The organism is Streptococcus sp. ZY19097, from assembly GCF_040731245.1.
Lineage (GTDB): Bacteria > Bacillota > Bacilli > Lactobacillales > Streptococcaceae > Streptococcus > Streptococcus orisratti.
The window spans coordinates 2,299,816-2,325,333 of the sequence record NZ_CP160400.1; the positions used below are offsets into that span (position 1 = coordinate 2,299,816).

16 protein-coding genes, 2 tRNA genes, 3 rRNA genes and 3 pseudogenes are annotated in these 25,518 nt (G+C 41.6%); 5 read left to right on the top strand and 19 right to left on the bottom strand.

Annotated features, from left to right (window positions below; all coding sequences use genetic code 11):
• Positions 1-5: 5 nt before the first annotated feature.
• The 11 genes from ABZ559_RS11435 to ABZ559_RS11485 all read right to left on the bottom strand — a co-directional run bounded on the left by ABZ559_RS11435 (position 6) and on the right by ABZ559_RS11485 (position 8,963).
• Entirely contained in the window at positions 6-1,376 is a 1,371-nt protein-coding gene (locus ABZ559_RS11435; protein ID WP_018375804.1) for an acetyl-CoA carboxylase biotin carboxylase subunit, read from the bottom strand.
• 34 nt (positions 1,377-1,410) lie between these two features.
• The gene (gene fabZ / locus ABZ559_RS11440) at positions 1,411-1,833 is read right to left on the bottom strand and encodes a 3-hydroxyacyl-ACP dehydratase FabZ (protein WP_018375805.1); all 423 of its coding nucleotides are present in this window, start codon (positions 1,831-1,833) and stop codon (positions 1,411-1,413) included.
• The gene (gene accB, locus ABZ559_RS11445) at positions 1,830-2,315 is read right to left on the bottom strand and encodes an acetyl-CoA carboxylase biotin carboxyl carrier protein (protein ID WP_026217146.1); all 486 of its coding nucleotides are present in this window, start codon (positions 2,313-2,315) and stop codon (positions 1,830-1,832) included. Before accB ends, fabZ begins: the two co-directional genes overlap by 4 nt.
• A 2-nt stretch (positions 2,316-2,317) precedes the next feature.
• A complete protein-coding gene (fabF, locus tag ABZ559_RS11450) occupies positions 2,318-3,550 on the bottom strand; it encodes a beta-ketoacyl-ACP synthase II (RefSeq protein ID WP_018375807.1) in 1,233 nt (410 codons plus the stop codon).
• A gap of 42 nt (positions 3,551-3,592) precedes the next feature.
• Positions 3,593-4,327, bottom strand: coding sequence for a 3-oxoacyl-[acyl-carrier-protein] reductase (gene fabG / locus ABZ559_RS11455; protein WP_018375808.1), 735 nt, complete (start codon positions 4,325-4,327; stop codon positions 3,593-3,595).
• A 10-nt stretch (positions 4,328-4,337) separates the two neighbouring features.
• A complete protein-coding gene (gene fabD, locus ABZ559_RS11460) occupies positions 4,338-5,258 on the bottom strand; it encodes an ACP S-malonyltransferase (protein WP_018375809.1) in 921 nt (306 codons plus the stop codon).
• Between the two features lie 44 nt (positions 5,259-5,302).
• The gene (gene fabK / locus ABZ559_RS11465) at positions 5,303-6,268 is read right to left on the bottom strand and encodes an enoyl-[acyl-carrier-protein] reductase FabK (protein ID WP_018375810.1); all 966 of its coding nucleotides are present in this window, start codon (positions 6,266-6,268) and stop codon (positions 5,303-5,305) included.
• A gap of 124 nt (positions 6,269-6,392) precedes the next feature.
• Positions 6,393-6,617: an acyl carrier protein gene (locus tag ABZ559_RS11470; protein ID WP_018375811.1), complete on the bottom strand. Its 225-nt coding sequence runs from the start codon at positions 6,615-6,617 to the stop codon at positions 6,393-6,395.
• Positions 6,618-6,676: 59 nt separating this feature from the next.
• Positions 6,677-7,651 (bottom strand): beta-ketoacyl-ACP synthase III, encoded by a 975-nt coding sequence (locus ABZ559_RS11475; RefSeq protein ID WP_367006493.1) that lies wholly within the window; start codon positions 7,649-7,651, stop codon positions 6,677-6,679.
• Positions 7,651-8,085: a MarR family transcriptional regulator gene (locus ABZ559_RS11480; protein ID WP_367006495.1), complete on the bottom strand. Its 435-nt coding sequence runs from the start codon at positions 8,083-8,085 to the stop codon at positions 7,651-7,653. The genes ABZ559_RS11475 and ABZ559_RS11480 overlap by 1 nt, the downstream gene beginning before the upstream one ends.
• 86 nt (positions 8,086-8,171) lie before the next feature.
• Positions 8,172-8,963: an enoyl-CoA hydratase gene (locus ABZ559_RS11485; protein ID WP_026217147.1), complete on the bottom strand. Its 792-nt coding sequence runs from the start codon at positions 8,961-8,963 to the stop codon at positions 8,172-8,174.
• 235 nt (positions 8,964-9,198) lie between these two features.
• Between ABZ559_RS11485 and ABZ559_RS11490 the strand changes: the two genes are divergently transcribed.
• The 3 genes and pseudogenes from ABZ559_RS11490 (at position 9,199) to ABZ559_RS11500 (ending at position 13,203) form a co-directional block, all read left to right on the top strand.
• Positions 9,199-10,563, top strand: a complete 1,365-nt coding sequence (locus ABZ559_RS11490; RefSeq protein WP_018375815.1) for an aspartate kinase — start codon at positions 9,199-9,201, stop codon at positions 10,561-10,563.
• Between the two features lie 361 nt (positions 10,564-10,924).
• Positions 10,925-12,088, top strand: a pseudogene (locus tag ABZ559_RS11495) (IS30 family transposase).
• Positions 12,089-12,358: 270 nt separating this feature from the next.
• Positions 12,359-13,203: pseudogene (locus tag ABZ559_RS11500) on the top strand (IS630 family transposase).
• 435 nt (positions 13,204-13,638) lie between these two features.
• On the opposite strand, the gene ABZ559_RS11505 reads toward ABZ559_RS11500, so the two are convergent.
• From ABZ559_RS11505 to pbp2a, 7 genes and pseudogenes are all read right to left on the bottom strand, one after another.
• Positions 13,639-13,712: transfer RNA gene (locus ABZ559_RS11505), tRNA-Asn, on the bottom strand.
• Between the two features lie 5 nt (positions 13,713-13,717).
• Positions 13,718-13,833 (bottom strand): 5S ribosomal RNA (gene rrf, locus ABZ559_RS11510).
• Positions 13,834-14,037: 204 nt separating this feature from the next.
• Positions 14,038-16,939, bottom strand: a 23S ribosomal RNA gene (locus ABZ559_RS11515).
• A gap of 146 nt (positions 16,940-17,085) precedes the next feature.
• A tRNA-Ala gene (locus tag ABZ559_RS11520) sits at positions 17,086-17,158 on the bottom strand.
• Between the two features lie 59 nt (positions 17,159-17,217).
• Positions 17,218-18,765: ribosomal RNA gene (locus ABZ559_RS11525) — 16S ribosomal RNA — on the bottom strand.
• Together the 16S, 23S and 5S rRNA genes with 2 tRNA genes alongside form the textbook arrangement of a ribosomal RNA operon.
• A 337-nt stretch (positions 18,766-19,102) precedes the next feature.
• Positions 19,103-20,140, bottom strand: a pseudogene (locus ABZ559_RS11530) (ISAs1 family transposase).
• Positions 20,141-20,241: 101 nt separating this feature from the next.
• Positions 20,242-22,521 carry a penicillin-binding protein PBP2A gene (gene pbp2a, locus ABZ559_RS11535; RefSeq protein WP_367006498.1) on the bottom strand — a complete coding sequence of 760 codons (2,280 nt, stop codon included), beginning with the start codon at positions 22,519-22,521 and terminating at the stop codon, positions 20,242-20,244.
• A 124-nt stretch (positions 22,522-22,645) separates the two neighbouring features.
• Between pbp2a and ABZ559_RS11540 the strand changes: the two genes are divergently transcribed.
• Positions 22,646-22,837 (top strand): hypothetical protein, encoded by a 192-nt coding sequence (locus ABZ559_RS11540; protein ID WP_018376605.1) that lies wholly within the window; start codon positions 22,646-22,648, stop codon positions 22,835-22,837.
• 130 nt (positions 22,838-22,967) lie between these two features.
• Complete coding sequence (locus ABZ559_RS11545; protein ID WP_367006499.1) at positions 22,968-23,846, top strand: RluA family pseudouridine synthase; 879 nt, start codon at positions 22,968-22,970, stop codon at positions 23,844-23,846.
• Positions 23,847-23,874: 28 nt separating this feature from the next.
• On the opposite strand, the gene ABZ559_RS11550 is transcribed toward ABZ559_RS11545, so the two are convergent.
• Positions 23,875-25,515, bottom strand: coding sequence for a hypothetical protein (locus ABZ559_RS11550; RefSeq protein WP_367006501.1), 1,641 nt, complete (start codon positions 25,513-25,515; stop codon positions 23,875-23,877).
• Between the last annotated feature and the right edge of the window lie 3 nt (positions 25,516-25,518).

A 25,518-nucleotide genomic window follows, 5' to 3' on the forward strand; every position in this document is an offset into this window, starting at 1 on the left:
CCCTCCTAATCACCTGACTTGTAATAGTTTGGTAGGAAGTCCTCCATCAAGAAGGAAGTATCATAGTCCCCTGCAATAACTCTTGGATTAGCAATTAAATCCAATTGAAAGTCTGTATTAGTGGTTACTCCTTCAATCTCCAACTCATAAAGTGCCCTCTGCATTTTCATGAGAGCCTCAAAACGATTTTCCCCATGAACGATAATCTTAGCAATCATACTGTCGTAATAAGGAGGAATCGTATATCCAGTGTAAACTGCCGAATCAACACGGAGTCCAACGCCACCGCTTGGAAGGTATAGTTCTTTAATAGTTCCAGGGCTTGGAGCAAAATTAAACTTAGGATTTTCAGCATTGATACGACATTCTATGGCATGCCCTCTGATTTCAACTTCATCTTGTGTGATTGGTAAAGGTTCTCCAGCAGCAATCCGAATTTGTTCTTTTACAATATCAATGCCTGTAACAAATTCAGTCACCGGATGCTCAACCTGAACACGCGTATTCATTTCCATAAAATAAAATTCACGTGTAGACTCATCAAGCAAAAATTCGATTGTTCCAGCATTTTCATAAGCAACCGCCTTAGCTGCACGGACTGCCGCATCACCAATCTTTGTACGAAGAGTCTTACCAATGGCAATAGATGGACTTTCTTCCAAAACCTTTTGATTATTCCGTTGCAAGGAACAGTCACGTTCCCCAAGATGAATCACATTGCCAAATGAATCGCCCAGAATCTGCACTTCAATATGTCGAGCTGGATAAATAACTTTTTCAATATACATGGCCCCATTTCCGAAAGCTGCTTTAGCTTCCTGTGAAGCTGATTCAAAAGCAGGGCCCAATTCAGCAGAGGAGTTAACCTTCCTAATTCCCTTACCACCGCCTCCAGCCGAAGCCTTAAGCATGACAGGATAGCCAAGTTTATCAGCAATCGTCAGAGCTTCCTTGCTAGTGTAAACCTCACCGTCAGAGCCCGGAATCACTGGAACATTTGCCTTAATCATTTCAGCGCGTGCATTAATCTTGTCACCCATCTTATCCATAACAGCTGCACTTGGCCCTATAAATTTGATGCGCATTTCTTCACACATCGTGGCAAATTTGGAATTTTCACTTAAAAAGCCAAAACCAGGGTGAATGGCTTCCGCACCTGTGACAATAGCAGCAGACAAGACTGAATTCATATTCAGGTATGAGTCAGTTGAGCGTGCTGGTCCAATACAAATAGCTTCATCCGCTAAAATCGTATGGAGAGAGTCTCTATCAGCCTCTGAATAGACGGCAACTGTTGAGATTCCCAACTCACGCGCCGCACGAATAATACGCACCGCAATTTCACCACGATTGGCAATCAATAATTTTTTAAACATGTGGATGCATTTCTCCCTCTATTCGAGTAACCTATCAGTTGCCAATAGCAAAAGTAAGTGTCCCTGACGCTGCTAATTTACCATCCACTTCAGCTTTGGCTTCAACAACAGCAATGGTTCCGCGACGTTTGATAAATTTAGCGGTCATGACCAATTGATCTCCTGGAATCACTTGCTTTTTGAATTTCACCTTATCCATTCCTGCGTAAAAAACAAGTTTCCCCTTATTTTCTGGTTTTGATAATTCCAGAACACCCGCTGTCTGAGCCAAAGCTTCCATAATGAGAACTCCTGGCATAACAGGATAGTCAGGAAAATGCCCATTAAAAAATGGTTCATTGATGGTTACATTTTTAATGGCAGTTATTTCATCTTCAGAAATCTCCAGTACTCGATCAACCAAAAGCATGGGATAACGATGAGGAAGAGCATCTCTAATTTCTTTAATATCAATCATTTAATGCGCACCAATCCTTGTCCAAATTCAACCACTTCTTCATTAGTAACGAGAATTTCAGTCACAATTCCATCACGAGGAGCTGGAATCTCATTCATCACTTTCATCGCCTCAATAATCAAAAGAGTTTGACCTTTTTTAACCGAGTCACCTACTGAAACAAAAGCTGGTTTGTCAGGGCTTGAAGCAAGGTAGGCAACTCCTACAAGCGGACTAGGGACTTCCTCGCCTTCAGCAACAGCGGGAGTCTCTTCCTTGGAAATAGCTTGCGCTGCCTCTGGATCCTCCTCTTGAGTTGTTGCCACTACTGGTGTAGCTACAAACGTTGGAGTAGACACAGGAGGAAGCGGCGCTTGCGCTTGTACCAACTGATGGTCGTTTTTAGAAAAAGCTAATTCCCCATCTACTGTCTTAAATGAAAATTCTTTCAGGCTTGAAGCATCAAACTGCGCCATCAATTCTTTAACTTCACTAATATTCAACATTATTCCTCCCAGCGTTTAAAGGCAAGAACGGAATTATGACCACCAAATCCAAAAGTATTGGAAATAGCATATTGAAGGTCTGCCCCTTGACCTTGTCCGAAAATAACATTAGCCTCAATATCGTCGGAAAGCTCCTTTGTTCCCGCTGTCATTGGAATAAAACTATGACGGATGGCCTCAATGGTTGCAATAGCTTCTACAGCTCCTGCCGCCCCCAAAAGATGCCCAGTGAAGGACTTGGTTGAAGAAACTGGAACATCTTTACCAAATACAGTAACGATAGCTTGACTTTCTCCTTTTTCATTGGCCTGAGTAGAGGTTCCGTGAGCATTGACGTAATCAACATCACTAGCTTGGATACCTGCTTCCTGAATAGCCAATTTTATAGCCTTAGCCGCACCAGAACCATCTGGTGTTGGGGTGGTTTGGTGGTAGGCATCACAATTGCTACCATAACCCACAACTTCAGCTAAGATAGTCGCTCCGCGATTTTGAGCATGTTCAAGGCTCTCTAAGACAAGCACACCAGCACCCTCGCCCATGACAAAACCATTTCTATCCTTATCAAAAGGAATAGCTGCACGTTTAGGATCTTCTGTTGTTGACAAAGCGGTTAGTGCGTTGAAACCACCAATACCAATCTCATTAATAGTGGACTCCGAACCACCTGCCAAAATCACATCGTGGAAACCAAACTTGATTTCACGAAAAGCTTCTCCAATAGCATCATTCGAGGAAGCACAAGCAGTTGTAATTGACTTACATACTCCTTGGGCACCAATTTTAAGGGCAATATTCCCAGCGGCCATATTTGACAATGCTTTTGGAATAAACATAGGCTGGATACGTCGGATTCCTTTTTCATGCATACGAATGATTTGCTCTTGCATTTCCTGCAAACCGCCAATACCAGATGATACGATTACACCAACACGGTCACGATTTTCGGTTTCCATGTCTAGCCCAGCATTTTCTAAAGCTTCCAAGGTTGCATAAATTGCATAGATAGAGTACATATCCATACGATTTTTATCTTTACGAACAAAGTATTTATCAAAAGGAAAATCTTTAACCTCGCCAGCATTGTGCACTGGGATATCTGAAGTATCAAATTTGGTAATCGGACCAATGCCAATTCTACCATCATAGAGGCTGTTCCAAAATTCTTCCGGGGTATTTCCAATTGGTGATGTCACACCGTAACCCGTTACTACAACTCTATTCAATGTCATCTTTTTCTCCTTATTTACAGGGAACTGTCTAAAACTCTCCTCTTACTGCATGGTCATGCCGCCATCAATAGCAACAACTTGACCAGTTAGGTATTCTTGCTGTGCCAAAAATGATGCAAGTTGAGCAACTTCATCGGCTTTCCCAACACGTTTCATAGGAATTTGAGCAAGCATTGCTTCTTTCATTTTTTCAGGAATAACATCAGTCATATCCGACTCGATAAACCCTGGAGCAATAGCATTCACCCTTACACCACGCGCAGCAACTTCTCTTGCAACAGACTTTGTAAAGCCAATCAAACCAGCTTTTGAAGCTGCATAATTGGCCTGTCCGATATTACCTGTTAAGCCAACGACACTAGATATATTAATGATAGCACCTTGACGTGCTTTTGTCATCGGTTTCAAGACTGATTGTGTCATATTAAAAGCGCCAGTCAAATTAATTTTCAAAACAGTTTCAAAATCTTCTTCTGTCATTTTTAACATGAGCTTATCTCTAGTAATTCCAGCGTTATTGACTAGAACATCAATTGACCCAAGATGGGCAACAGCCTCATCCACCATACGTTTTGCATCCGCATAGTTTGAGACATCTCCAGAAACAGCAATTACTTTAACTCCATAATCATCAAAACTATTGATGAGGTCTTGCGAAATAGCTGAGCGACCGTTTAGTACAACATTGGCTCCCAATTTTGCAAATTGATGTGCGATTGCTAGACCAATCCCTCTGCTTGATCCGGTAATAAACACGTTTTTAGATGTAATTTCCAAATTAAACCTCCTATTTTTGTAGCAAATCAGTCAGACTAGCCAAATCCTCAACCGTAGTTGTTGGAATTGTTTTGTCAATTTTTTTCATAAAACCACTGAGTACTTTGCCAGGGCCAATCTCAATCACTTCGGTCAGCCCTAGTTTTTTCATTGTTTCAATAGATTCGTAAAAACGAACTGGCTCCATAACCTGTCGAGCAAGTAGACTCTTAACTTCAGACTCTGTCATGACCTTAGCTTCAGTATTTCCAATTAGAGGAATATTAAATGGTCTAAAGACAATCTTTTCTAACTCCACAGCTAACTTTTCACTAGCTGGTTGCAAAAGAGCCGTATGAAAGGGACCTGAAACTTTAAGCGGAATAAGACGTTTAGCACCGGCTTCTTTTAGAAATTCAAGCGCTTGACCAACTGCTTCAACTTCACCACCAATTACAATTTGTCCAGGAGTATTATAGTTTGCCGGTGTCACAATTCCCTTTTCAGAAGCTTTCCGGCAAGCCTCCTCAATGACGGAAGCATCCATATTCATAACTGCAACCATCTTGCCTGTTCCAGCAGGAGCCGCAGTTTCCATAAATTCTCCTCGCTTAGCGACCAAAGCAACTGCATCTTCAAACGCCAAAGCCCCTGAAGCAACCAAGGCAGAATACTCACCCAAGGACAGGCCAGCAACTAAGTCAGCATTGTAGCCTCTTTCTAAGAGCAAACGATAAATAGCAATAGAAGTCGTTAAGATTGCTGGCTGTGTGTATCGTGTTTGATTGAGTTTTTCCTCATCATGATCAATCAGATGCCGCAAATTATATCCCAAGATACGACTGGCGGTATCAAAAGTTTCTCTGATAATAGGAAAAGCTTCGTAGAGATCACTTGCCATCCCAAGTTTTTGAGCACCTTGCCCGGCAAATAAAAACGCTGTTTTTGTCATTTAAATGTAATCCTCCAACTTGTGATAAGAGAGACTAATGGCAATTAGGCATCAACATCTTCCCAGCGAGCAGCTTCTTTTTTGATTACCCTAGCAGCACCATAGTAAATATCTTTTAGAATATCTTCGCAGCTTTCTTCTTCCTTAACCAAACCCGCAATTTGGCCAGCCATGACTGAACCATTAACGACATCGCCATCAATAACTGCATTGCGAAGAGCACCTGCACCAAGCTCTTCAATTTCTTCTGCCGATTTTTTACCAGCTAAAAAATCTTTTTCCGCTTGTCCATAGGCAGAAGAGAGTTTATTTTTAATTGCTCGAACTGGATGACCAACAACTGAAGCAGAGACGACAGTGTCAATATCCTTTGCTTTCAAAATTTTATCTTTAAAATTCTGGTGAGCATTTGACTCTTTGGCTACAACAAAACGTGTCCCAACTTGGACAGCCTCTGCCCCCAACATAAAGACCGCAGCAGCGCCTGCACCATCTGCTACACCACCTGCACCAATGACCGGAATGTCAACAGCGTCTACAACTTGACGCACAAGGGTCATCGTGGTCAGTTTACCAATGTGTCCGCCTGCTTCCATTCCTTCTGCAATGACTGCATCAGCACCCAATTTTTGCATCCGTTTTGCTAATGCTACCGAGGGAACAACGGGAATAACAGTAATACCAGCTTCATGGAATCGCTCCATATATTTACCAGGATTTCCTGCTCCAGTCGTTACAACTTTAACCCCCTCTTCAATGACCAAGTCAACAATATCATCTGCAAAAGGAGACAAAAGCATGATATTCACACCAAAAGGTTTATCAGTAATTGATTTCACTTTATCAATATTTGCTTTAACTACCTCTTTGGGTGCATTTCCTCCGCCAATGATGCCTAGACCGCCAGCATTTGATACTGCCCCAGCTAAGTCACCATCCGCAACCCATGCCATTCCCCCTTGAAAAATGGGGTATTTTATATTCAATAATTCTGTAATACGTGTTTTCATTTTTAAAACTTCCTAAGCCTTAACACCGACGATAATTTGATTATCAAACTATCAAAATAAGAAGAGGGAGCGGCGTAGTTTGACAACTGTCAATGCTTCACCGCCCCTAACTTTAAAGAGTGCCTTATTTTGTTTTTTCCTCAACGTAAGCAACCAAGTCACCTACAGTATTAAGTCCTTCTTCTGTTTCGATTTGAATATCAAAAGCATCTTCGATTTCTGAGATGACTTGGAAAACGTCAAGTGAGTCAGCGTCAAGATCATCAAAAGTTGTTTCCAATTGTACTTCTTCTGCGTCCTTACCAAGTTCTTCAACGATAATTTCTTGTACTTTTTCAAATACTGCCATGATTAATTTCTCCTTAAGATATAAAAATTTTTATAAATGTGCATTCGCACAGTGTATAACTAGATTTTAACAATAAGAGTTCCCCATGTCAAACCTCCACCGAATCCGGAAAGAAGAATTGTCTGAGAACCATCCATTTTCAACATTCCCTTATCAACACATTCTGATAAAAGAATAGGGATACTGGCCGCACTAGTATTGCCATATTCCATCATGTTGGCTGGGAATTTTTCCCGCGAAATACCAATCTTTTTAGCCATTTTATCCAAGATACGATTATTTGCCTGATGTAATAAAAGATAATCTAGGTCATCATTTGAAAAGTTGATATCTGTAATCAACTGTTTGATATTGGCGGATACCTCACGAACAGCAAAATCAAAGATTGCACGACCATCCATTTTTATATACGGATCATTCTCTGACTTTTGTGAAAATGGTGAAGATAGACCAATTTTACCAGAAGTTAAACTTTCTCCCCGACTTCCATCAGAATGAAGTGATTCAGCCAAAAAGTGACGCTTATCACTTGCTTCTATCAGCACACCACCTGCACCATCCCCAAACAGAACGGCCGTTGAGCGATCAGACCAATCAACAGCTTTAGAAAAAGTCTCCGCACCAATGACCAAACCTTTGTGATAAAGGCCAGACTGTATCAATTTATCTGCCGTCGCTAAAGCAAAAATAAATCCACTGCAGGCTGCTGTTAAATCAAAAGCGAAAGCATTAGCAGCACCAATTTGCGCTTGAACCCTTGTGGCTGTAGATGGCATCATAGAATCTGGCGTAATTGTTGCAACGATAATAAAGTCAATTTCACTGGCTTGAACAGAGGATTTGAACAGCAACTGCGCTGCAACATGACTAGCTAAATCACTAGTAGTCTCATTTTCACTAATATGACGATTTTTTATTCCCGTCCGAGAAGCAATCCAGTCATCAGAAGTGTCCATTATTGTAGCTAAGTCATCATTAGACACAACTTGCTTAGGCGCATAATGAGCAACGTGGCTAATTCTTGAATATACCATCAGACTAACTCCTCAAGAAATTTATGGAGATTACTCAGTCCACGTTGTAGTACTTCAACATCTTCTTCGGGCATTCCTTCAACAATATGATTAACCATAGATTTATGAAATCTTCCGTGCAAACGATTTAATAATCTTCCCTTTTTTGTCAAGGCCAAATGAACAACACGTCGATCAACATTAGATCTTGAACGTTCTATATAGCCCTTTGCCTCAAGTTTATTCAAACTAGTGGTGACTGTCCCCAATGTCAACATCAGCTCACGTGCAATATCCGTTGGAGTAACATTTTCTGAATTACCAATAATTTCAATAGTGTGCATCTCTTTTATAGAAACATCATTGAATTGACTTGTCCTCAAACTCATCTCCTCAATAACTATAACACGATTGAAAATATCAACAAGATATTCATTGATTTTATCGTAATCCACGAGGTCACCTCCCACAAATAAACTTTGACAGTCAAAGTATATCAAACATCAAACTATTTTGCAAGGATTTTTCAGAAAAACAAGCTTTATTTCCCAGTAAATTTTGGACGACGACGTTCCCCGTAAGCACGCACACCTTCCTTAAAATCTTCTTTAAAAGCTAGTTCCCTCTGTAATGCTAGTTCAACTTGTGTATAATTTTCCCATGATTCAAACGATGATGTCCAAATCATTTCTTTAATCGCTCGATAAGAGTTGATTGAACCACGTAATAGTTTTTTAACAAGCTGATTCGTAGTTTTTTCAAGTTTTTCAGAGTCACATAAACGATACACAATACCATATTCATGTGCTTTTTCTGCAGTCAAGCCTTCACCTGTCATTGCTAATTGGGCGGCTCGTGTCACACCAATAGCACGTGTCATGAGAAGCAAACCTCCTGCATCTGGTGCCAAACCAACTCCAACAAAAGCCTGAATGAACTTTGCTTTTACAGATGCAATAACAAAATCAGCGGCAACTGCCATATTAGCAGCAGCACCAGCAACTGCTCCATCTATACTCATAATAACTGGCTTTGGCAATTTTTTTAGAGCAAAAGAAATCTGATTAACGAGCTCTGCAATTTTAACCAGAGATTGTACATCATCCTCCTCAACAGCCCTTTGCATCTCTGCCAAATCACCTCCAACAGAAAAAATTGATCCATTAGCCTTAATGATAAGTACCTTGGTAGTCGCATTTTCTGCGACTATACGGATTGCTTCCAACACTTCCTCACACATTGGAATATTGAATCCATTAGATACTTGTGGGCGATTGAATGTCAACGTTGCAACATCTTTATCATTATCAAAAATAACATTATTAAACATCACAATTCCTCAACACTTTCATTGGTTTGATAATAAAGTATTTTGATTATCAAATTATTTTGATAACATCTTAACATAAAAATCCCACAAATAGCAAGAAAAAAATTAAAATAATTCAACTTTTTAAACAGTGACCATTTTGAAAACATAGAAATATTCTAAGAAAAAAGGAAAAACTACTGACAAATTTTCTGAATTTTGCTATAATTTTATGTAAAATCTACCTTTTGGAGAAAATATGAAAGTTATCAAATTTGGTGGAAGCTCCTTGGCTTCTGCAAAACAGTTGACTAAAGTTTTAAACATCGTTAAATCCGATTCTAATCGTCGCTTTGTGGTCGTTTCAGCTCCAGGAAAACGTGATGCTAATGACATAAAAGTTACAGATGCTCTGATTAAATATTACAATGCCTACACCTCTGGACAGGATGTAACAGAGGTCCAAAATTGGATTATCGAGCGATACCAATCGATTGTTAATGAGCTTAATCTTGGATCAACAATCATGAAAAAAATATCCGATGCAATTAAACATCTAGCTAGTGAGCCGATTGAAGGAAATGATTTCTTATATGATACTTTTCTAGCTGCTGGTGAAGATAACAATGCCAAACTCATTGCGGAATATTTTTCAAAAAACGGCGTTCCTGCGCGCTATATTCATCCAAAACAAGCTGGTATCATAGTGACTAGCGAGCCTGGAAATGCCCGAATTCTTCCGTCAAGTTATGATAAATTGGAAAATCTCCGAGATTATCAAGAAGTACTTGTCATTCCTGGATTCTTTGGAACCACTGTAGATAATCAAATTTGCACCTTCTCTCGCGGTGGTTCTGATATTACAGGCTCCATTGTCGCTGCTGGAGTGAAAGCTGATTTGTATGAAAATTTCACAGATGTAGATGGTATTTTTGCAGCTCATCCTGGTGTTGTTCACAAACCTCACTCAATCCCTGAATTAACTTACAAAGAGATGCGCGAATTAGCCTATGCAGGATTTTCTGTTCTTCACGACGAAGCTCTCATTCCAGCTTACCGTGGAAAAATTCCACTTGTTATTAAAAATACAAATAATCCTAGCCATCCTGGCACAAAAATTGTATTAGCCCATGAAGGTATGGAAGTCCCTGTTGTTGGGATAGCGGGTGATGATAACTTTGTTAGTATTAACATCTCAAAATATCTTATGAATAGAGAAGTCGGGTTTGGTCGCAAAGTTTTGCAAATCCTTGAAGATCTCAACATTCGTTGGGAACATATGCCTACTGGTATTGATGACATGTCTATTGTTTTACGCGAAAGAGAGTTAACACCCATTAAAGAGCAAGAAATCATCACACAATTAACTCGTAAGCTTGAAGTCGATGAAGTAAATATTCAACGTGGCCTATCAATCATCATGATAGTTGGTGAAAACATGAAAAGTCATATCGGGGTAACTGCATCTGCAACAAAGGCTCTTTCCGATCAACATATAAATCTTGCTATGATTTCGCAGGGATCAAGTGAAGTATCAGTTATGTTTGTTATTGAAACAGCCAAAGAAAAAGAAGCTGTTCGCGCCCTTTACAAAGCATTCTTCGGACTAACAAAAAAATCATAACCTCCATCAAATAGATGTTTTGTACAGAGATAGAAGTCAAAATTCCCAGCCAGCGCTTAAAACGCTGGCTTTCACTTTGTTCAAGCTACTCTGCATCTGACCTGCCACTAGTCACTTTTGTTTTACAACTCGCCATCCATAAAGGAAGCCTCATATTCCTCCAAAAGTTATGATTCCAAATTGGTGGACCTATTAACTATAGTCATTTTCTACCGTTTGTCAAACCTATCAAGGTTTTAGAGAAAAAACAATTTTCATCCTAAATTCTCAAAGTAAGTTCTAGTCTAACACCAAAGCTGGAAATTAGACTGAGACAAAAAAATAAGGTAGAACTTACTATGGGACAAGTTGGTAACCGACAATGAAAAACAAACACTTAACTCTCTCTGATCGCAATGATATTCAAATAGGAATTGAACAACTTAAGCCCTTCTCAGCTATAGCTGCTAAGCTAGGAAAAGATCCGTCCACAATCTCAAAAGAAGTTCGCAGAAATCGAGTGGTTAAAGAAAATTCTGTGACATCTAATTGCGAGGCCTGCCCTCTACTCAAAAAGGCTCCTTACGTTTGTAATGCCTGTCCAAAAAAGAGATTGAACTGTGGATACCAGAAACAGTTCTACTACGCCAAAAGAGCTCAGCTTGATTATGAAGCTAAGCTCTCAGACTCTAGAACAGGTGTTGCCCTAAACAAGGAAGAATTCTATGAAATGGACGCTATTGTCTCTTCTGCCATCCAAAAGGGACAACACCTCAATCACATCATCGCCTCCAACGAACTTTCGGCATCCAGAGCTTCTATCTACCGATACCTTGAAAAAGGATACCTCTCATCAAAACCTATTGATTTCCCTCGTGTTGTGAAATTCAGAAAACGCTGAACAAGAGAGCTTCCTCCTATTCCTAAAAAAGCGAAAGAAGGACGGTCCTACGAGGACTTCCAACGCTTTCTCACAGAGAAAGGCGTCAGCTATTGGCTGGAAATGGACACCGTTACTGGACGGATGGGCGGAAAGGTACTTCTCACCTTTAACCTCTCTTTCTGCAACTTTATCTTCGCTCGATTACTTGACAACAAAACGGCCAATGAAGTCGCTAAACACCTCTACGTTATCAAGAACAACCTGCATCAGAAGGAGATGAACTTCTGCGAAATATTTCCTGTCATTCTGACCGACAATGGTGGTGAATTCGCCAGAGTAGACGACATCGAAATGGATGTTCGTGGTGAATCAAAGCTCTTCTTCTGTGACCCCAATCGTTCTGACCAGAAAGGGAGAATTGAGAAGAATCATACACTTATTAGAGACATTCTTCCTAAAGGAAGTTCTTTTGACATCCTGACACAGGATGACATCAATCTGGTTTGTTCGCATGTCAACAGCGTCAAACGAGCTTCTTTCAACGGAAAATCAGCTTATGAACTCTTTACATTTACCTACGGTGAGGAATTGGCAACACTTCTGGGTATCTCTAAAATTGACCCTGAGAACGTCATCCAATCCCCTCGATTACTAGATAAATAATCGCTAGTTTTTATTAAAAAAATTTCAAAATAGAAAGGAACTTGTCCCATCCCAAATTCCAGATAGCTAGAACTTACTTTGAGACGCCTCAGAGCCAGTAACTTTAGTGTACCCTTTTTTTCAACATTTTCAAGCCCAAAACACCCTTGAATCTGCATTTTAGGCAAAAACAGAACTTAGTCTGAGACTAAATCCTGTTGGTTTTATGCAGTTTTCTCAGAGTATAGCAAAATGAAACACAAATAGTACATAATGTGATATAATGTTTTTATGGCATATTCATTAGATTTTCGTAAAAAAGTTCTCGCCTATTGTAAACGAACAGGTAGTATCACAGAAGCATCAGATGTTTTCCAAATCTCACGAAATACCATTTATGGCTGGTTAAAACTAAAAGAGAAAACAGGGAACCTAAACCATCAAGCAAAAGGAACAAAACCAAGAAAAGTTGATAGAGATAGACTCAAAAACTATCTTAATGACCATCCGGATGCTTATTTGACTGAAATAGCGTCTGAATTTGACTGTCATCCAACGGCGATTCACTATGCTCTCAAAGCTATGGGATATACTCGAAAAAGAACCATACCTCCTATGAACAAGATCCAGAAAAAGTAGCTTTATTTCTTAAACATTTTAATCGTTTAAAGCACTTAACACCTGTTTATATTGATGAAACAGGATTCGATACTTATTTTTATCGAGAATATGGTCGCTCATTAAGAGGACAATTGATAAAAGGTAAAGTATTTGGAAAAAGGTATCAGAGGATTTCTTTGGTTGCAGGGCTGATAAATGGTGAGCTAATCGCTCCGACGACTTATGAAGAAACAATGACGAGTGACTTTTTTGAAGCCTGGTTTCAGAAATTTCTGCTGCCAACATTAAGCACACCATCAGTTATTATTATGGATAACGCAAGATTCCATAGGATGAGTAAGCTAAGAGATTTATGCGAGGAGCAGGGACATAAACTTTTATCACTTCCTCCATACTCACCTGAGTATAATCCTATTGAGAAAACATGGGCTCATATCAAAAAACACCTCAGAAAAGCATTGCCAAATTGCGATACTTTTCTTGAGGCTCTTTTGTCCTATCCCTATTTCAATTAACTATAGTTTGAATTAGCCAAGTAAGCGAAATCATAATTATTCTGTCCTTCAACTGCTAATCTTAAAATTCTTTATTTTCTTATGATACAATACTAGTAAGTCACCTTTCATAATTAATTGGAGGAACTTTATAGTAATTGTTGTACCTCAATTAACTTAATAACATTGATAGATAGGTTTGTTTTTGATTCTTACTTCAGGTTGCCCCCCTTAAAATCCTTAAATAAGGGTTCAATTTTCCTCAAAAAAGCCTTTCTTCCCTTAAAACACTCTCCTCGCATCACTCTTTCTAACATCTCCATTTCCCCAGATGTCAGTCCCTTTTCAACTCGTTTTAAAACATCACAATATGCTACATAATCATCTAAAAACATTTCGCTGCCACGAATCACATGCTCAACCTCTCCAATTTCAACGTTCCCACCACATTATCTACTCCGCCAGTAGGACTCGAACCTACGACATCATGATTAACAGTCATGCGCTACTACCAACTGAGCTATGGCGGATAAAAGCTAAGCGACTCCCTTATCTCACAGGGGGCAACCCCCAACTACATCAGGCGTACTAGGGCTTAACTGCTGTGTTCGGCATGGGAACAGGTGTATCTCCTAGGCTATCGTCACTTAACTATCGAATGGTTTGACCACTCAAAATTGAATATCTATACTCTATCAAGAAAACCGTACGCTGTCAATACTGACGTCGTTGAATTTTATGAATTGTATTCGAACTAAAAAGCTAGTGATTTAGACAAATCGCCTTAAAGTCTCAACGACTTCCGCGTTGATTTTCTAAAATCCTACGCTTTTCTTTACGTTCTCATTACTTAGTTTGGATAAGTCCTCGAGCTATTAGTATTAGTCCGCTACACATGTCACCATGCTTCCACTCCTAACCTATCTACCTGATCATCTCTCAGGGCTCTTACTGATATAAAATCATGGGAAATCTCATCTTGAGGTGGGCTTCACACTTAGATGCTTTCAGCGTTTATCCCTTCCCTACATAGCTACCCAGCGATGCCTTTGGCAAGACAACTGGTACACCAGCGGTAAGTCCACTCTGGTCCTCTCGTACTAGGAGCAGATCCTCTCAAATTTCCTACGCCCGCGACGGATAGGGACCGAACTGTCTCACGACGTTCTGAACCCAGCTCGCGTGCCGCTTTAATGGGCGAACAGCCCAACCCTTGGGACCGACTACAGCCCCAGGATGCGACGAGCCGACATCGAGGTGCCAAACCTCCCCGTCGATGTGAACTCTTGGGGGAGATAAGCCTGTTATCCCCAGGGTAGCTTTTATCCGTTGAGCGATGGCCCTTCCATACGGTACCACCGGATCACTAAGCCCGACTTTCGTCCCTGCTCGAGTTGTTGCTCTCGCAGTCAAGCTCCCTTATACCTTTACACTCTACGACTGATTTCCAACCAGTCTGAGGGAACCTTTGGGCGCCTCCGTTACATTTTAGGAGGCGACCGCCCCAGTCAAACTGCCCGTCAGACACTGTCTCCGATAGGGATCACCTATCTAGGTTAGAGTAACCATAACACAAGGGTAGTATCCCAACAACGCCTCAATCGAAACTGGCGTCCCGATGTCCTAGGCTCCTACCTATCCTGTACATGTGGTACAGTTACTCAATATCAAACTGCAGTAAAGCTCCATGGGGTCTTTCCGTCCTGTCGCGGGTAACCTGCATCTTCACAGGTACTAAAATTTCACCGAGTCTCTCGTTGAGACAGTGCCCAAATCATTACGCCTTTCGTGCGGGTCGGAACTTACCCGACAAGGAATTTCGCTACCTTAGGACCGTTATAGTTACGGCCGCCGTTTACTGGGGCTTCAATTCATACCTTCGCTTACGCTAAGCACTCCTCTTAACCTTCCAGCACCGGGCAGGCGTCACCCCCTATACATCATCTTACGATTTAGCAGAGAGCTGTGTTTTTGATAAACAGTTGCTTGGGCCTATTCACTGCGGCTGACTTAAAGTCAGCGCCCCTTCTCCCGAAGTTACGGGGCCATTTTGCCGAGTTCCTTAACGAGAGTTCTCTCGATCACCTGAGGCTACTCGCCTCGACTACCTGTGTCGGTTTGCGGTACGGGTAGAGTATGATACAACGCTAGAAGCTTTTCTCGGCAGTGTGACGTCACTAACTTCGCTACTAAACTTCGCTCCCCATCACAGCTCAATGTTATAGGTATAAGCATTTTACTCATACCACACCTCACTGATTAGACGTGCACTTCCAATCGCACGCTTTAGTTAGCCTACTGCGTCCCTCCATCACTTCATACTCTAGTACAGGAATATCAACCTGTTGGCCATCGGATACACCCTTCGGTCTCTCCTTAGGTCCCGACTAACCCAGGGCGGACGAGCCTTCCCCTGGAAACCTTAGTCTTACGGTGGATGGGATTCTCACCCATCTTTCGCTACTCATACCGGCATTCTCACTTCTATGCGTTCCAGCGCTCCTCACGGTACACCTTCATCACCCATAGAACGCTCTCCTACCATACCTATAAAAGGTATCCACAGCTTCGGTAATATGTTTTAGCCCCGGTACATTTTCGGCGCAGGGTCACTCGACTAGTGAGCTATTACGCACTCTTTGAATGAATAGCTGCTTCTAAGCTAACATCCTAGTTGTCTGTGCAACCCCACATCCTTTTCCACTTAACATATATTTTGGGACCTTAGCTGGTGGTCTGGGCTGTTTCCCTTTCGACTACGGATCTTAGCACTCGCAGTCTGACTGCCGACCATAAATCAATGGCATTCGGAGTTTATCTGAGATTGGTAATCCGGGATGGACCCCTCACCCAAACAGTGCTCTACCTCCATGATTCTTAATGTCGACGCTAGCCCTAAAGCTATTTCGGAGAGAACCAGCTATCTCCAAGTTCGTTTGGAATTTCTCCGCTACCCACAAGTCATCCAAGCACTTTTCAACGTGCCCTGGTTCGGTCCTCCAGTGCGTCTTACCGCACCTTCAACCTGCTCATGGGTAGGTCACATGGTTTCGGGTCTACGTCCACGTACTCATTCGCCCTATTCAGACTCGGTTTCCCTACGGCTCCGTCTCTTCAACTTAACCTCGCACGTAAACGTAACTCGCCGGTTCATTCTACAAAAGGCACGCTCTCACCCATTAACGGGCTCGAACTTGTTGTAGGCACACGGTTTCAGGTTCTATTTCACTCCCCTCCCGGGGTGCTTTTCACCTTTCCCTCACGGTACTGGTTCACTATCGGTCACTAGGGAGTATTTAGGGTTGGGAGATGGTCCTCCCAGATTCCGACGAGATTCCACGTGTCTCGCCGTACTCAGGATACTGCTAGGTATAAAGACTATTTCAAATACGAGGCTATTACTCTCTTTGGCCTACCTTCCCAGGTAGTTCTTCTATACTCTTTAAGTCCATATTGCAGTCCTACAACCCCAGAGAGTAAACTCTCTGGTTTGCCCTCCTGCCTCTTCGCTCGCCGCTACTAAGGCAATCGCTTTTGCTTTCTCTTCCTGCAGCTACTTAGATGTTTCAGTTCACTGCGTCTTCCTTCCTCTACCCTTAACAGGTAGGGATACTAGCCATCAGCTAGTGGGTTCCCCCATTCGGACATCTCTGGATCAGCGCTTACTTACAACTCCCCAAAGCATTTCGTCGTTAGTCACGTCCTTCATCGGCTCCTAGTGCCAAGGCATCCACCGTGCGCCCTTATTAACTTAACCTTATTAAACTAGTTTTTTAAACTAGAAAACTCATTAAATTGTCACAGCGTTTTCGGTTTATTTTCTTGTTACTATTTCATATATTTCTATATGGAATTTGATAGATATTCAATTTTCAATGATCAAACTTGAATCCGTAGATTCAATGGAGCCTAGCGGGATCGAACCGCTGACCTCCTGCGTGCAAAGCAGGCGCTCTCCCAGCTGAGCTAAGGCCCCACAAGACCTCTCAAAACTAAACAAGATCCAACCAAACGTGCTTCCGTTATTTTCCTTAGAAAGGAGGTGATCCAGCCGCACCTTCCGATACGGCTACCTTGTTACGACTTCACCCCAATCATCTATCCCACCTTAGGCGGCTGGCTCCAAAAGGTTACCTCACCGACTTCGGGTGTTACAAACTCTCGTGGTGTGACGGGCGGTGTGTACAAGGCCCGGGAACGTATTCACCGCGGCGTGCTGATCCGCGATTACTAGCGATTCCGACTTCATGTAGGCGAGTTGCAGCCTACAATCCGAACTGAGACTGGCTTTAAGAGATTAGCTTGTCGTCACCGACTTGCGACTCGTTGTACCAGCCATTGTAGCACGTGTGTAGCCCAGGTCATAAGGGGCATGATGATTTGACGTCATCCCCACCTTCCTCCGGTTTATTACCGGCAGTCTCGCTAGAGTGCCCAACTCAATGATGGCAACTAACAATAGGGGTTGCGCTCGTTGCGGGACTTAACCCAACATCTCACGACACGAGCTGACGACAACCATGCACCACCTGTCACCAGTGTTCCGAAGAAAAATCCTATCTCTAGGACGGTCACTGGGATGTCAAGACCTGGTAAGGTTCTTCGCGTTGCTTCGAATTAAACCACATGCTCCACCGCTTGTGCGGGCCCCCGTCAATTCCTTTGAGTTTCAACCTTGCGGTCGTACTCCCCAGGCGGAGTGCTTAATGCGTTAGCTACGGCACTAAGCCCCGGAAAGGGCCTAACACCTAGCACTCATCGTTTACGGCGTGGACTACCAGGGTATCTAATCCTGTTTGCTCCCCACGCTTTCGAGCCTCAGCGTCAGTTACAGACCAGAGAGCCGCTTTCGCCACCGGTGTTCCTCCATATATCTACGCATTTCACCGCTACACATGGAATTCCACTCTCCCCTTCTGCACTCAAGTCCTGCAGTTTCCAAAGCGTACAATGGTTAAGCCACTGCCTTTAACTTCAGACTTACAGAACCGCCTGCGCTCGCTTTACGCCCAATAAATCCGGACAACGCTCGGGACCTACGTATTACCGCGGCTGCTGGCACGTAGTTAGCCGTCCCTTTCTGGTTAGTTACCGTCACTGTGTGAACTTTCCACTCTCACACACGTTCTTCTCTAACAACAGAGCTTTACGATCCGAAAACCTTCTTCACTCACGCGGCGTTGCTCGGTCAGGGTTCCCCCCATTGCCGAAGATTCCCTACTGCTGCCTCCCGTAGGAGTCTGGGCCGTGTCTCAGTCCCAGTGTGGCCGATCACCCTCTCAGGTCGGCTATGTATCGTCGCCTTGGTGAGCCTTTACCTCACCAACTAGCTAATACAACGCAGGTCCATCTCATAGTGAAGCAATTGCCCCTTTCAAGCCTCTAACATGAGTTAAAGACTATTATGCGGTATTAGCTATCGTTTCCAATAGTTATCCCCCGCTATGAGGTAGGTTACCTACGCGTTACTCACCCGTTCGCAACTCATCCATCCGGTGCAAGCACCAGACTTCAGCGTTCTACTTGCATGTATTAGGCACGCCGCCAGCGTTCGTCCTGAGCCAGGATCAAACTCTCATTTAAAAGTTTGAGCTTGCGCTCGTGTCATTGCTGACTTATTGTTTCTTGACAGGTTACTTCCGTAACCCGCACGTTTGATTCGTCTTCTTGTTCAGTTCTCAAAGGTCTTCGCCTCTCTCGAGACAACTTCTTTATTCTATCAAACTTCTTCTAACTTGTCAACTACTTTTTTTAACTTTTTTTCTTCCGTAGTGACTTCCTGTTTGACAGCTATGTCAGTATAGCAAACTTCTTGTGCTTTTGTCAACTATTTTACCCCGTACGCATGAAAACTTTCTTCTCTCCTTTTGTACCTGGAAATAACTGCTTTAAACTTGATATCTACCTTTGTACAAGCACCTTATCCGCGATTTCCAAATAATTGTGGCAAATAATCCTCCAAATGGACAGAAATATAGCGGTGTTTGCGGCGGTAACTCAATTTTTCCTTAGGGAATGTCATAGTTTGTAAAAGATGAAGACAAACTTTACGAATAGCGTTCAAATTAAAGGTCGCTCGTTTATCTAAGGTTTGGTTCTTATCTTCTCGGTAGACCTCATCTAACAACCAATGGAGGCTCTCAACCGACCAATGACCACGAACTACCTGTGAAAAAGTCTGCACATCACCCTTGAAACTGAGGATAAAGTAACGAACTTCTTCCGTGATGATACCGTCTTTATCAATGGTATTCTTAGTCATCCCAATCCCACGAAGGTTCTGCCATTTTGGGTGTCGTTGGCTCAGCCATTTTACATCTTGAGAAACCCAGTAATCCCTCCCCTCAATCTGACTGCGTGCCTTTTCGATGGTCTGATAATGACAGCCTTTCTCTGTCAACTTAGATAATAATTTGGCATCACTAAAATAAAGGTCAATATCCTCATGGAGAGTACCTTGATTTCCTTTGACTGCCAAACAATAATCTCCTTTGCCCCTTATAATCACATCCGCAATGTCTGTCTGAGTTCCCATGGCATCAATCGTGACAACACTCTTACGAAGGTCTAGCTGACGTAAGAGGCGAGGAATGGCTGTAATTTCATTGCTTTTATCCTCAACAGCTACCTGTCCAAGGCTAATCCGATTAACACCGTCATAAGCAGTGACAATATGAGTAGGAGATTGGTGTTTTCCTCGGTTCCCCCGAATCGTTTTTCCGTCAACGGCAATCAATTTGGAAAAATCAGTTGTTTCTGAAGAGGTTTCGAAGGACAGCTGACACTCAAGCCAACGTACCAGATTAGTCCATCACTTTCCACGTCTCAATCCCTGCCATTTACAAGCAAAACACAAAAAGAGAATAGTAGATAGGAGGTAGGAGGTAGCGGATTTTCCATGCTTGACGGCTATCGTACTCTTTTTGTGTTCTTCTATGGATAAAAGAAAATCAATCATTGTAGTCCACCTCTATTCTAGCGTACTACTTTGATTGATTTTTGTTTATGGTTGCCGTTTGCTAAAAACAAAACTTTCTTCATGCGTTTGTCGTATTTACTTTACTGACTAAACCAGTTTGAAACCCCATTCCAAACATCTTTTACGGTTTCACCGGCTTTATCTAGAAATTCGCCCAGAGAATCACTAGCTGTTTGAGCAGATTCTTGTACTTTGTCTAGAATCTTATTGGTATCAATGCCTGAGGAAGTTTCAGTTTCGCTGGAATCCGCACTGTAGGTTAAGTCATACCCATTTTGACGATAAGCATTAGTGACTGTGAACTGAGTACCTGCTGTGTATGGCAAAACGGAGCTTGCCACAGCGCTAAAAATAGTTGAAGCAGTTCCTGAACTAGCATCAGTCAAATAATGATTTTCATCCGTTGAATCGTAACCCAACCACTGTGCAATGACCACATCAGGGGTATAGCCTATAACCCACTGGTCACTGGTTAAATCAGCATTAAAATTCGCCTCCACTGTACCTGTTTTACCGGCCATAGTGTAGCCGTAAGCATTAGCATTAATTCCTGAACCATTAGAAAAAGTTCCCAACATCATACTCGTCATTTTGTCAGCCACAGATTGACTTATAACACGGGTATTTTTCTCTTTAAAAGAAGCGATGGTTTCTCCGCTGGCATTTTCAATCCGTCTAATAAGATGAGCTGTTGGCATAATTCCTTTATTAGCAAAAGTGGAGTAAGCTTGTGCCATTTCTAACGGATTCGTTGTTATGCCACCACCAAGAGCAATACTTAATTCGTTTTTAACATTTTCCATGCTAAGCCCAAATTTCTTACCATAACTTATTCCCTTACTGATACCCATCTCATTTAGCAAATACACTGCTGGAATATTATAAGAGTTGGCTAAAGCTTGATACATAGGAACATCTTCTGTCTCAATTCCTCCATAATTACTTGGTGCATAACCGTTATAATCCCTAACAGTGTTTGGCAATAGCGTAGTAATGTCATAGCCTGAGGCCACCGCAGGCGAATAAACAACCAACGGTTTGATAGTTGATCCTGGACTCCGTGAAGCTTGGGTTGCATAGTTAAAGCTACGAAATGGCGATGCGGTTGAACTTACTCGCCCAACTAAACCTTGAACAGCTCCCGTTGCTGGATCCATAGCAACACTTGCTCCCTGGGCACTTTGTCCATCGTAATCAGAAACAGGGAAATTGTAAGTATTGTCAAAAACTGCCTGCATATTGGCTTGGTAATTTTGGTCTAGTTCTGTGTAAATTTTATAACCGTTATTAACAATATCATCTTCAGAAATGCCATAGGTTTTCTCGGCTTCTTGAATAACTGCATCAAAATAAGAGGCGTACTGATAGTCATCTGAGCTACCCGTGTAAGCATCGTTTAATTGACTGGTAATATCTACCTGTGACGCTGCATCAGCTTCTTGTTGAGTAATTTTTTTAGCATCCACCATTGCTTTTAAAACAGTATTGCGGCGATTAGTTGCATTTTCTACAGAATAATAGGGATTATAGATTTCTGGTCCTTTAAGCATACCTGCTAAAGTAGCTGACTCCTCAATTGTTAGATCAGCTGCGTGAACGCCAAAATATTTAAGACTAGCATCTTCAATGCCCCAGACCGAGTTCCCAAAATAAGCATTATTAAGGTACATAGTCAAAATCTCATTTTTGCTGTACTTTTTCGTCAATTCTAGTGCTAAAAAGAATTCCTTAGCCTTACGTGTCACTGTTTGTTCTTGACTTAGATAGGCATTTTTAGCCAATTGTTGAGTAATCGTTGACCCTCCGCCAAATTTCCCCATAGTAAATACGGCCAACAAAAAACGAGAATAGTTAATTCCAGAATTTTCATAAAATGTGCGATCCTCAGTCGCGACAACTGCTTTTTCCATATAATCACTGACTGCATCCAGTTCAACATAAGTACCTTTTTGTCCAGACAAGGAACCAACTTGCTGATCCGATTTATCATAGATTACAGTTGTTGCCTTGAGGGCATCTTGTAAATCAGAAACATTGGTTGACTTAGCAATGTAAAAAAGATAGGATCCTATTGTCAGTACACCAACACTGGCTAAAAGAAGTAAAATCTTTCCGATACGATAGCGACGCCAAAATCTGCGAATTGGATTTTTAGGAGAAGGGACAAAACGTTCTACTTTTTTTAACCACTTCGGGCGATTTTTTGCCTGCTCATGATGACCTTTGCTTCGTTGGTAGCGCCTTGATTGGATTGGCTCCAAATCTTCATTCAGTGAGTCATCATTGCTTTTCTTTTCTACATTTTTGGCTCTTTGTCTTAAAATCTTAAATTTATCTCTAAGAAAATCAAATACTTTCATGCTTTCATTATAACAATTTCTCTTAAAATCTTCATAAAATAAAAGTTACACAGTAAAGTAGAACGTTTTCAAATAAATTATGTTATAATGAGAGTAAAAATAATCAATCAGGGAGAATTCCTATATGAATAAAGAATTTGAGGCTTTCAAAAAAACCTTATCACGAGAAAGCTTGAAAGCTATTTACGATGAAACTAGAATTGAAATTGCTCCTGAAGAATTTGAAGGTACAGAAGCCTTTTCAATTGCCATCGCATCCCAAATGGCAGTCAATCTTTTAGAGAAGTATCAAGATTGGTTAAAAGAGGAAAGATAAACAAATATCTCCAATACCACTAAAAAGCTTTTAAAACCTTTTTAGTTCGGTATACAACACAAAACAACTCAACGACTTTGGGTCAGGAGTTGTTTTTTCTATTCCCGCTGAAGTTTGGTATAATAATCCTATGACATTTCGTATTAACCTAAACAACCCCTATGACACAGCAACGGTCAAAATGCTTTTAGAAGAACATTTTCTGATTCCACGAAAAATTCGTCATTTTTTGCGCACCAAAAAACACGTTTTTATCAACGGTCAAAACGTCAATTGGCAGACTTTAGTTCACAAGGGTGACTGTATTGAATTGATATTTGACGAAGAAGATTATCCCGAGAAGTCTATTCCTTTTGGAAATGCTACACTAGTGGACTGTCTCTATCAGGACGAACACCTTATTGTGGTTAACAAGCCCGAAGGCATGAAAACACACGGCAATGAACCCAATGAAATCGCTCTGCTCAATCATGTCTCAGCCTTTGTTGGTCAGACTTGCTATGTGATTCACCGATTGGATTTAGAAACGAGCGGGGCAGTCATGTTCGCCAAGAACCCTTTTGTTCTCCCCATTCTTAATCGTCTTTTAGAAAGAAAAGATATTACCCGTCAATATTGGGCACTGACTGAAGGAATTTTTACACCAAAACATCAAGTTTTCCGCGACAAAATTGGTCGTGATCGCCACGATCGTAGAAAACGCATTGTTGATCAAAAAAATGGTCAGACCGCTTTAACCGCCGTTGACTGTCTCAAGACCTTTTCAAAAACCAGTCTGGTCAACTGTCAGTTGGCAACTGGACGCACTCATCAAATCCGCGTCCACCTTTCCCATCATGGCTTTGCTATCATCGGCGATCCTCTTTACAGTCAGGTCAAAGCTCCTAGACTTATGCTCCATGCTCACATGCTCAGTTTTACCCACCCTTTTACTCTTGAAAAAGTTATGGTTACAGCTCCATCTCAAACTTTTGAATCACATTTAAAAAAAATGAAAACAACTCCTTGATATGGGAGTTATTTTCATTCTTTCAAAGTTATTGTTTCGTTAGCGTTATACCTTCTAGTGGATGGCTATAATCAAACTCTTGATTTGTTCCCGTTTGCCAAATGACTGGAGTAATCGTATCACCATTTATTTTGACACCATAGGCATATTTAACACCAACGCCGCCAATTCCTCCAGTTACAAATGCCGAAACATCGGTACCGTCATCGTAGAGATAACGATAAAGACCATTATTCTTTTCTTCAAGTTTGGTCACCTTTGCCGTATGAGTTGTATCTGTCAACTTGTCATCAATATAATCAATGGTCGTACTCACACTGCCGTCTGCTTTGAAGGACATAGAAACCAGGGCACCATCATGTTTGCCCGACCAGCTTCCCAATAACTTTTCTGGGAAAACACTGATTGCTTTGACTTGATTATCTTCCTTAACTACTGTAATAGCCTTCTGACCAGACTGTGATATAAGATAGTTTTGACCAGACTTTTTGAGGGTCAACTGTCCAGATAAGTCCTGAATGATATCACCTTGGGTATTGTTGACAATGTCCGTTGATTTATCATAATAAAAATCATAACGAACTGAAAAATCTATTACATAGGAATCCTTGCCAACTTGTGTCATTGCATTTAGCAAAATGCTAGGAATCGTGAGACTAGTAGCTGTACGCTTATCTGTCTGCATTTTAGAGGCAATACTTTCTTTCAGTCCCTTGTAAAAGGCATTCGCTGAGCCACTTTCAAAAACACTAGATAGCCCGCTTGGATCTTGACCTTGATTGAGGTAGGCAATGAGCTGATCAAAAGCAGACACAAGAATTTTACCTGCGGATTCTTCCGTTAACAAGCCTTCCGCATTGAGTTCAACAGTTGCTCCATCAGCAATATCAGACAAAGTCTTTTTATTAGAGTTCATGTCACCATCTGAATAAGTTTTCTTGACATAGACCTGCGCCGAATTGGTCAGCGGATAATCAGCTACCTCACAGCGTCCATCAGATAGGGTGGCTACTCGTGTATCATCAAAATACAAGTCTCCGTCAAGCAGATTACTAGTCACCGTAAAACTCTTGAAAGTCACCGTCAAATCCAAAATCGTATTCTTTCCATCGAAAACCTTACTTAGTTCAAGTTTTTTATTTTTATAAAGGCCTGAAATGCTAGCTATGTAGTCCGCCACAGGTAGACGATCAACGGTAACATTGTAGTCATCCGAGTCAGATGTGGACACTTTCTTCCCATTAAGCAAAATATCGACCTTATCAACGTTGGTTTTGATATTCAAGCTCAAGGGTTTGAGAGCAATCTTATAATCAGGAAATATCAACCAACGATTACCAACACGTTTGACAAAACGTTCAGCAGATGCATTGGCCGCCTGTAACTCCTTGGTCAATTGCTTCGCTTCTGAGTGATTTAACGCTGTAAAGTTTGTGTACTTGGCTTCATCGCTCGTCACCTGCTCCCCTGTATCCGACCAAACCAAATAACCCTTAATATTTTCAAAAGTATTACCCGAAGCCTGATAGGCTGCCACATAACGCTCAATCGCATAGAATTTGGAATAATAAAAGCTACCCCAAATGACAAAAATCAACAAAAGTAAACTCAGAACGGCTGTAGGTACCCAAAACTTTTTTTGTTTCATTGTTTTCTTTAACTTTTCCATAGC

Bases quoted from the DNA above. Each gene is read 5' to 3' on its own strand.
- ABZ559_RS11435 (WP_018375804.1), bottom strand. From the start codon at position 1,376: ATGTTTAAAAAATTATTGATTGCCAATCGTGGTGAAATTGCGGTGCGT.
- fabZ (WP_018375805.1), bottom strand. From the start codon at position 1,833: ATGATTGATATTAAAGAAATTAGAGATGCTCTTCCTCATCGTTATCCC.
- ABZ559_RS11490 (WP_018375815.1), top strand. From the start codon at position 9,199: ATGAAAGTTATCAAATTTGGTGGAAGCTCCTTGGCTTCTGCAAAACAG.
- fabD (WP_018375809.1), bottom strand. From the start codon at position 5,258: ATGACAAAAACAGCGTTTTTATTTGCCGGGCAAGGTGCTCAAAAACTT.
- ABZ559_RS11470 (WP_018375811.1), bottom strand. From the start codon at position 6,617: ATGGCAGTATTTGAAAAAGTACAAGAAATTATCGTTGAAGAACTTGGT.
- ABZ559_RS11540 (WP_018376605.1), top strand. From the start codon at position 22,646: ATGAATAAAGAATTTGAGGCTTTCAAAAAAACCTTATCACGAGAAAGC.
- ABZ559_RS11475 (WP_367006493.1), bottom strand. From the start codon at position 7,651: ATGGTATATTCAAGAATTAGCCACGTTGCTCATTATGCGCCTAAGCAA.
- ABZ559_RS11550 (WP_367006501.1), bottom strand. From the start codon at position 25,515: ATGGAAAAGTTAAAGAAAACAATGAAACAAAAAAAGTTTTGGGTACCT.
- fabK (WP_018375810.1), bottom strand. From the start codon at position 6,268: ATGAAAACACGTATTACAGAATTATTGAATATAAAATACCCCATTTTT.
- pbp2a (WP_367006498.1), bottom strand. From the start codon at position 22,521: ATGAAAGTATTTGATTTTCTTAGAGATAAATTTAAGATTTTAAGACAA.
- ABZ559_RS11545 (WP_367006499.1), top strand. From the start codon at position 22,968: ATGACATTTCGTATTAACCTAAACAACCCCTATGACACAGCAACGGTC.
- fabF (WP_018375807.1), bottom strand. From the start codon at position 3,550: ATGACATTGAATAGAGTTGTAGTAACGGGTTACGGTGTGACATCACCA.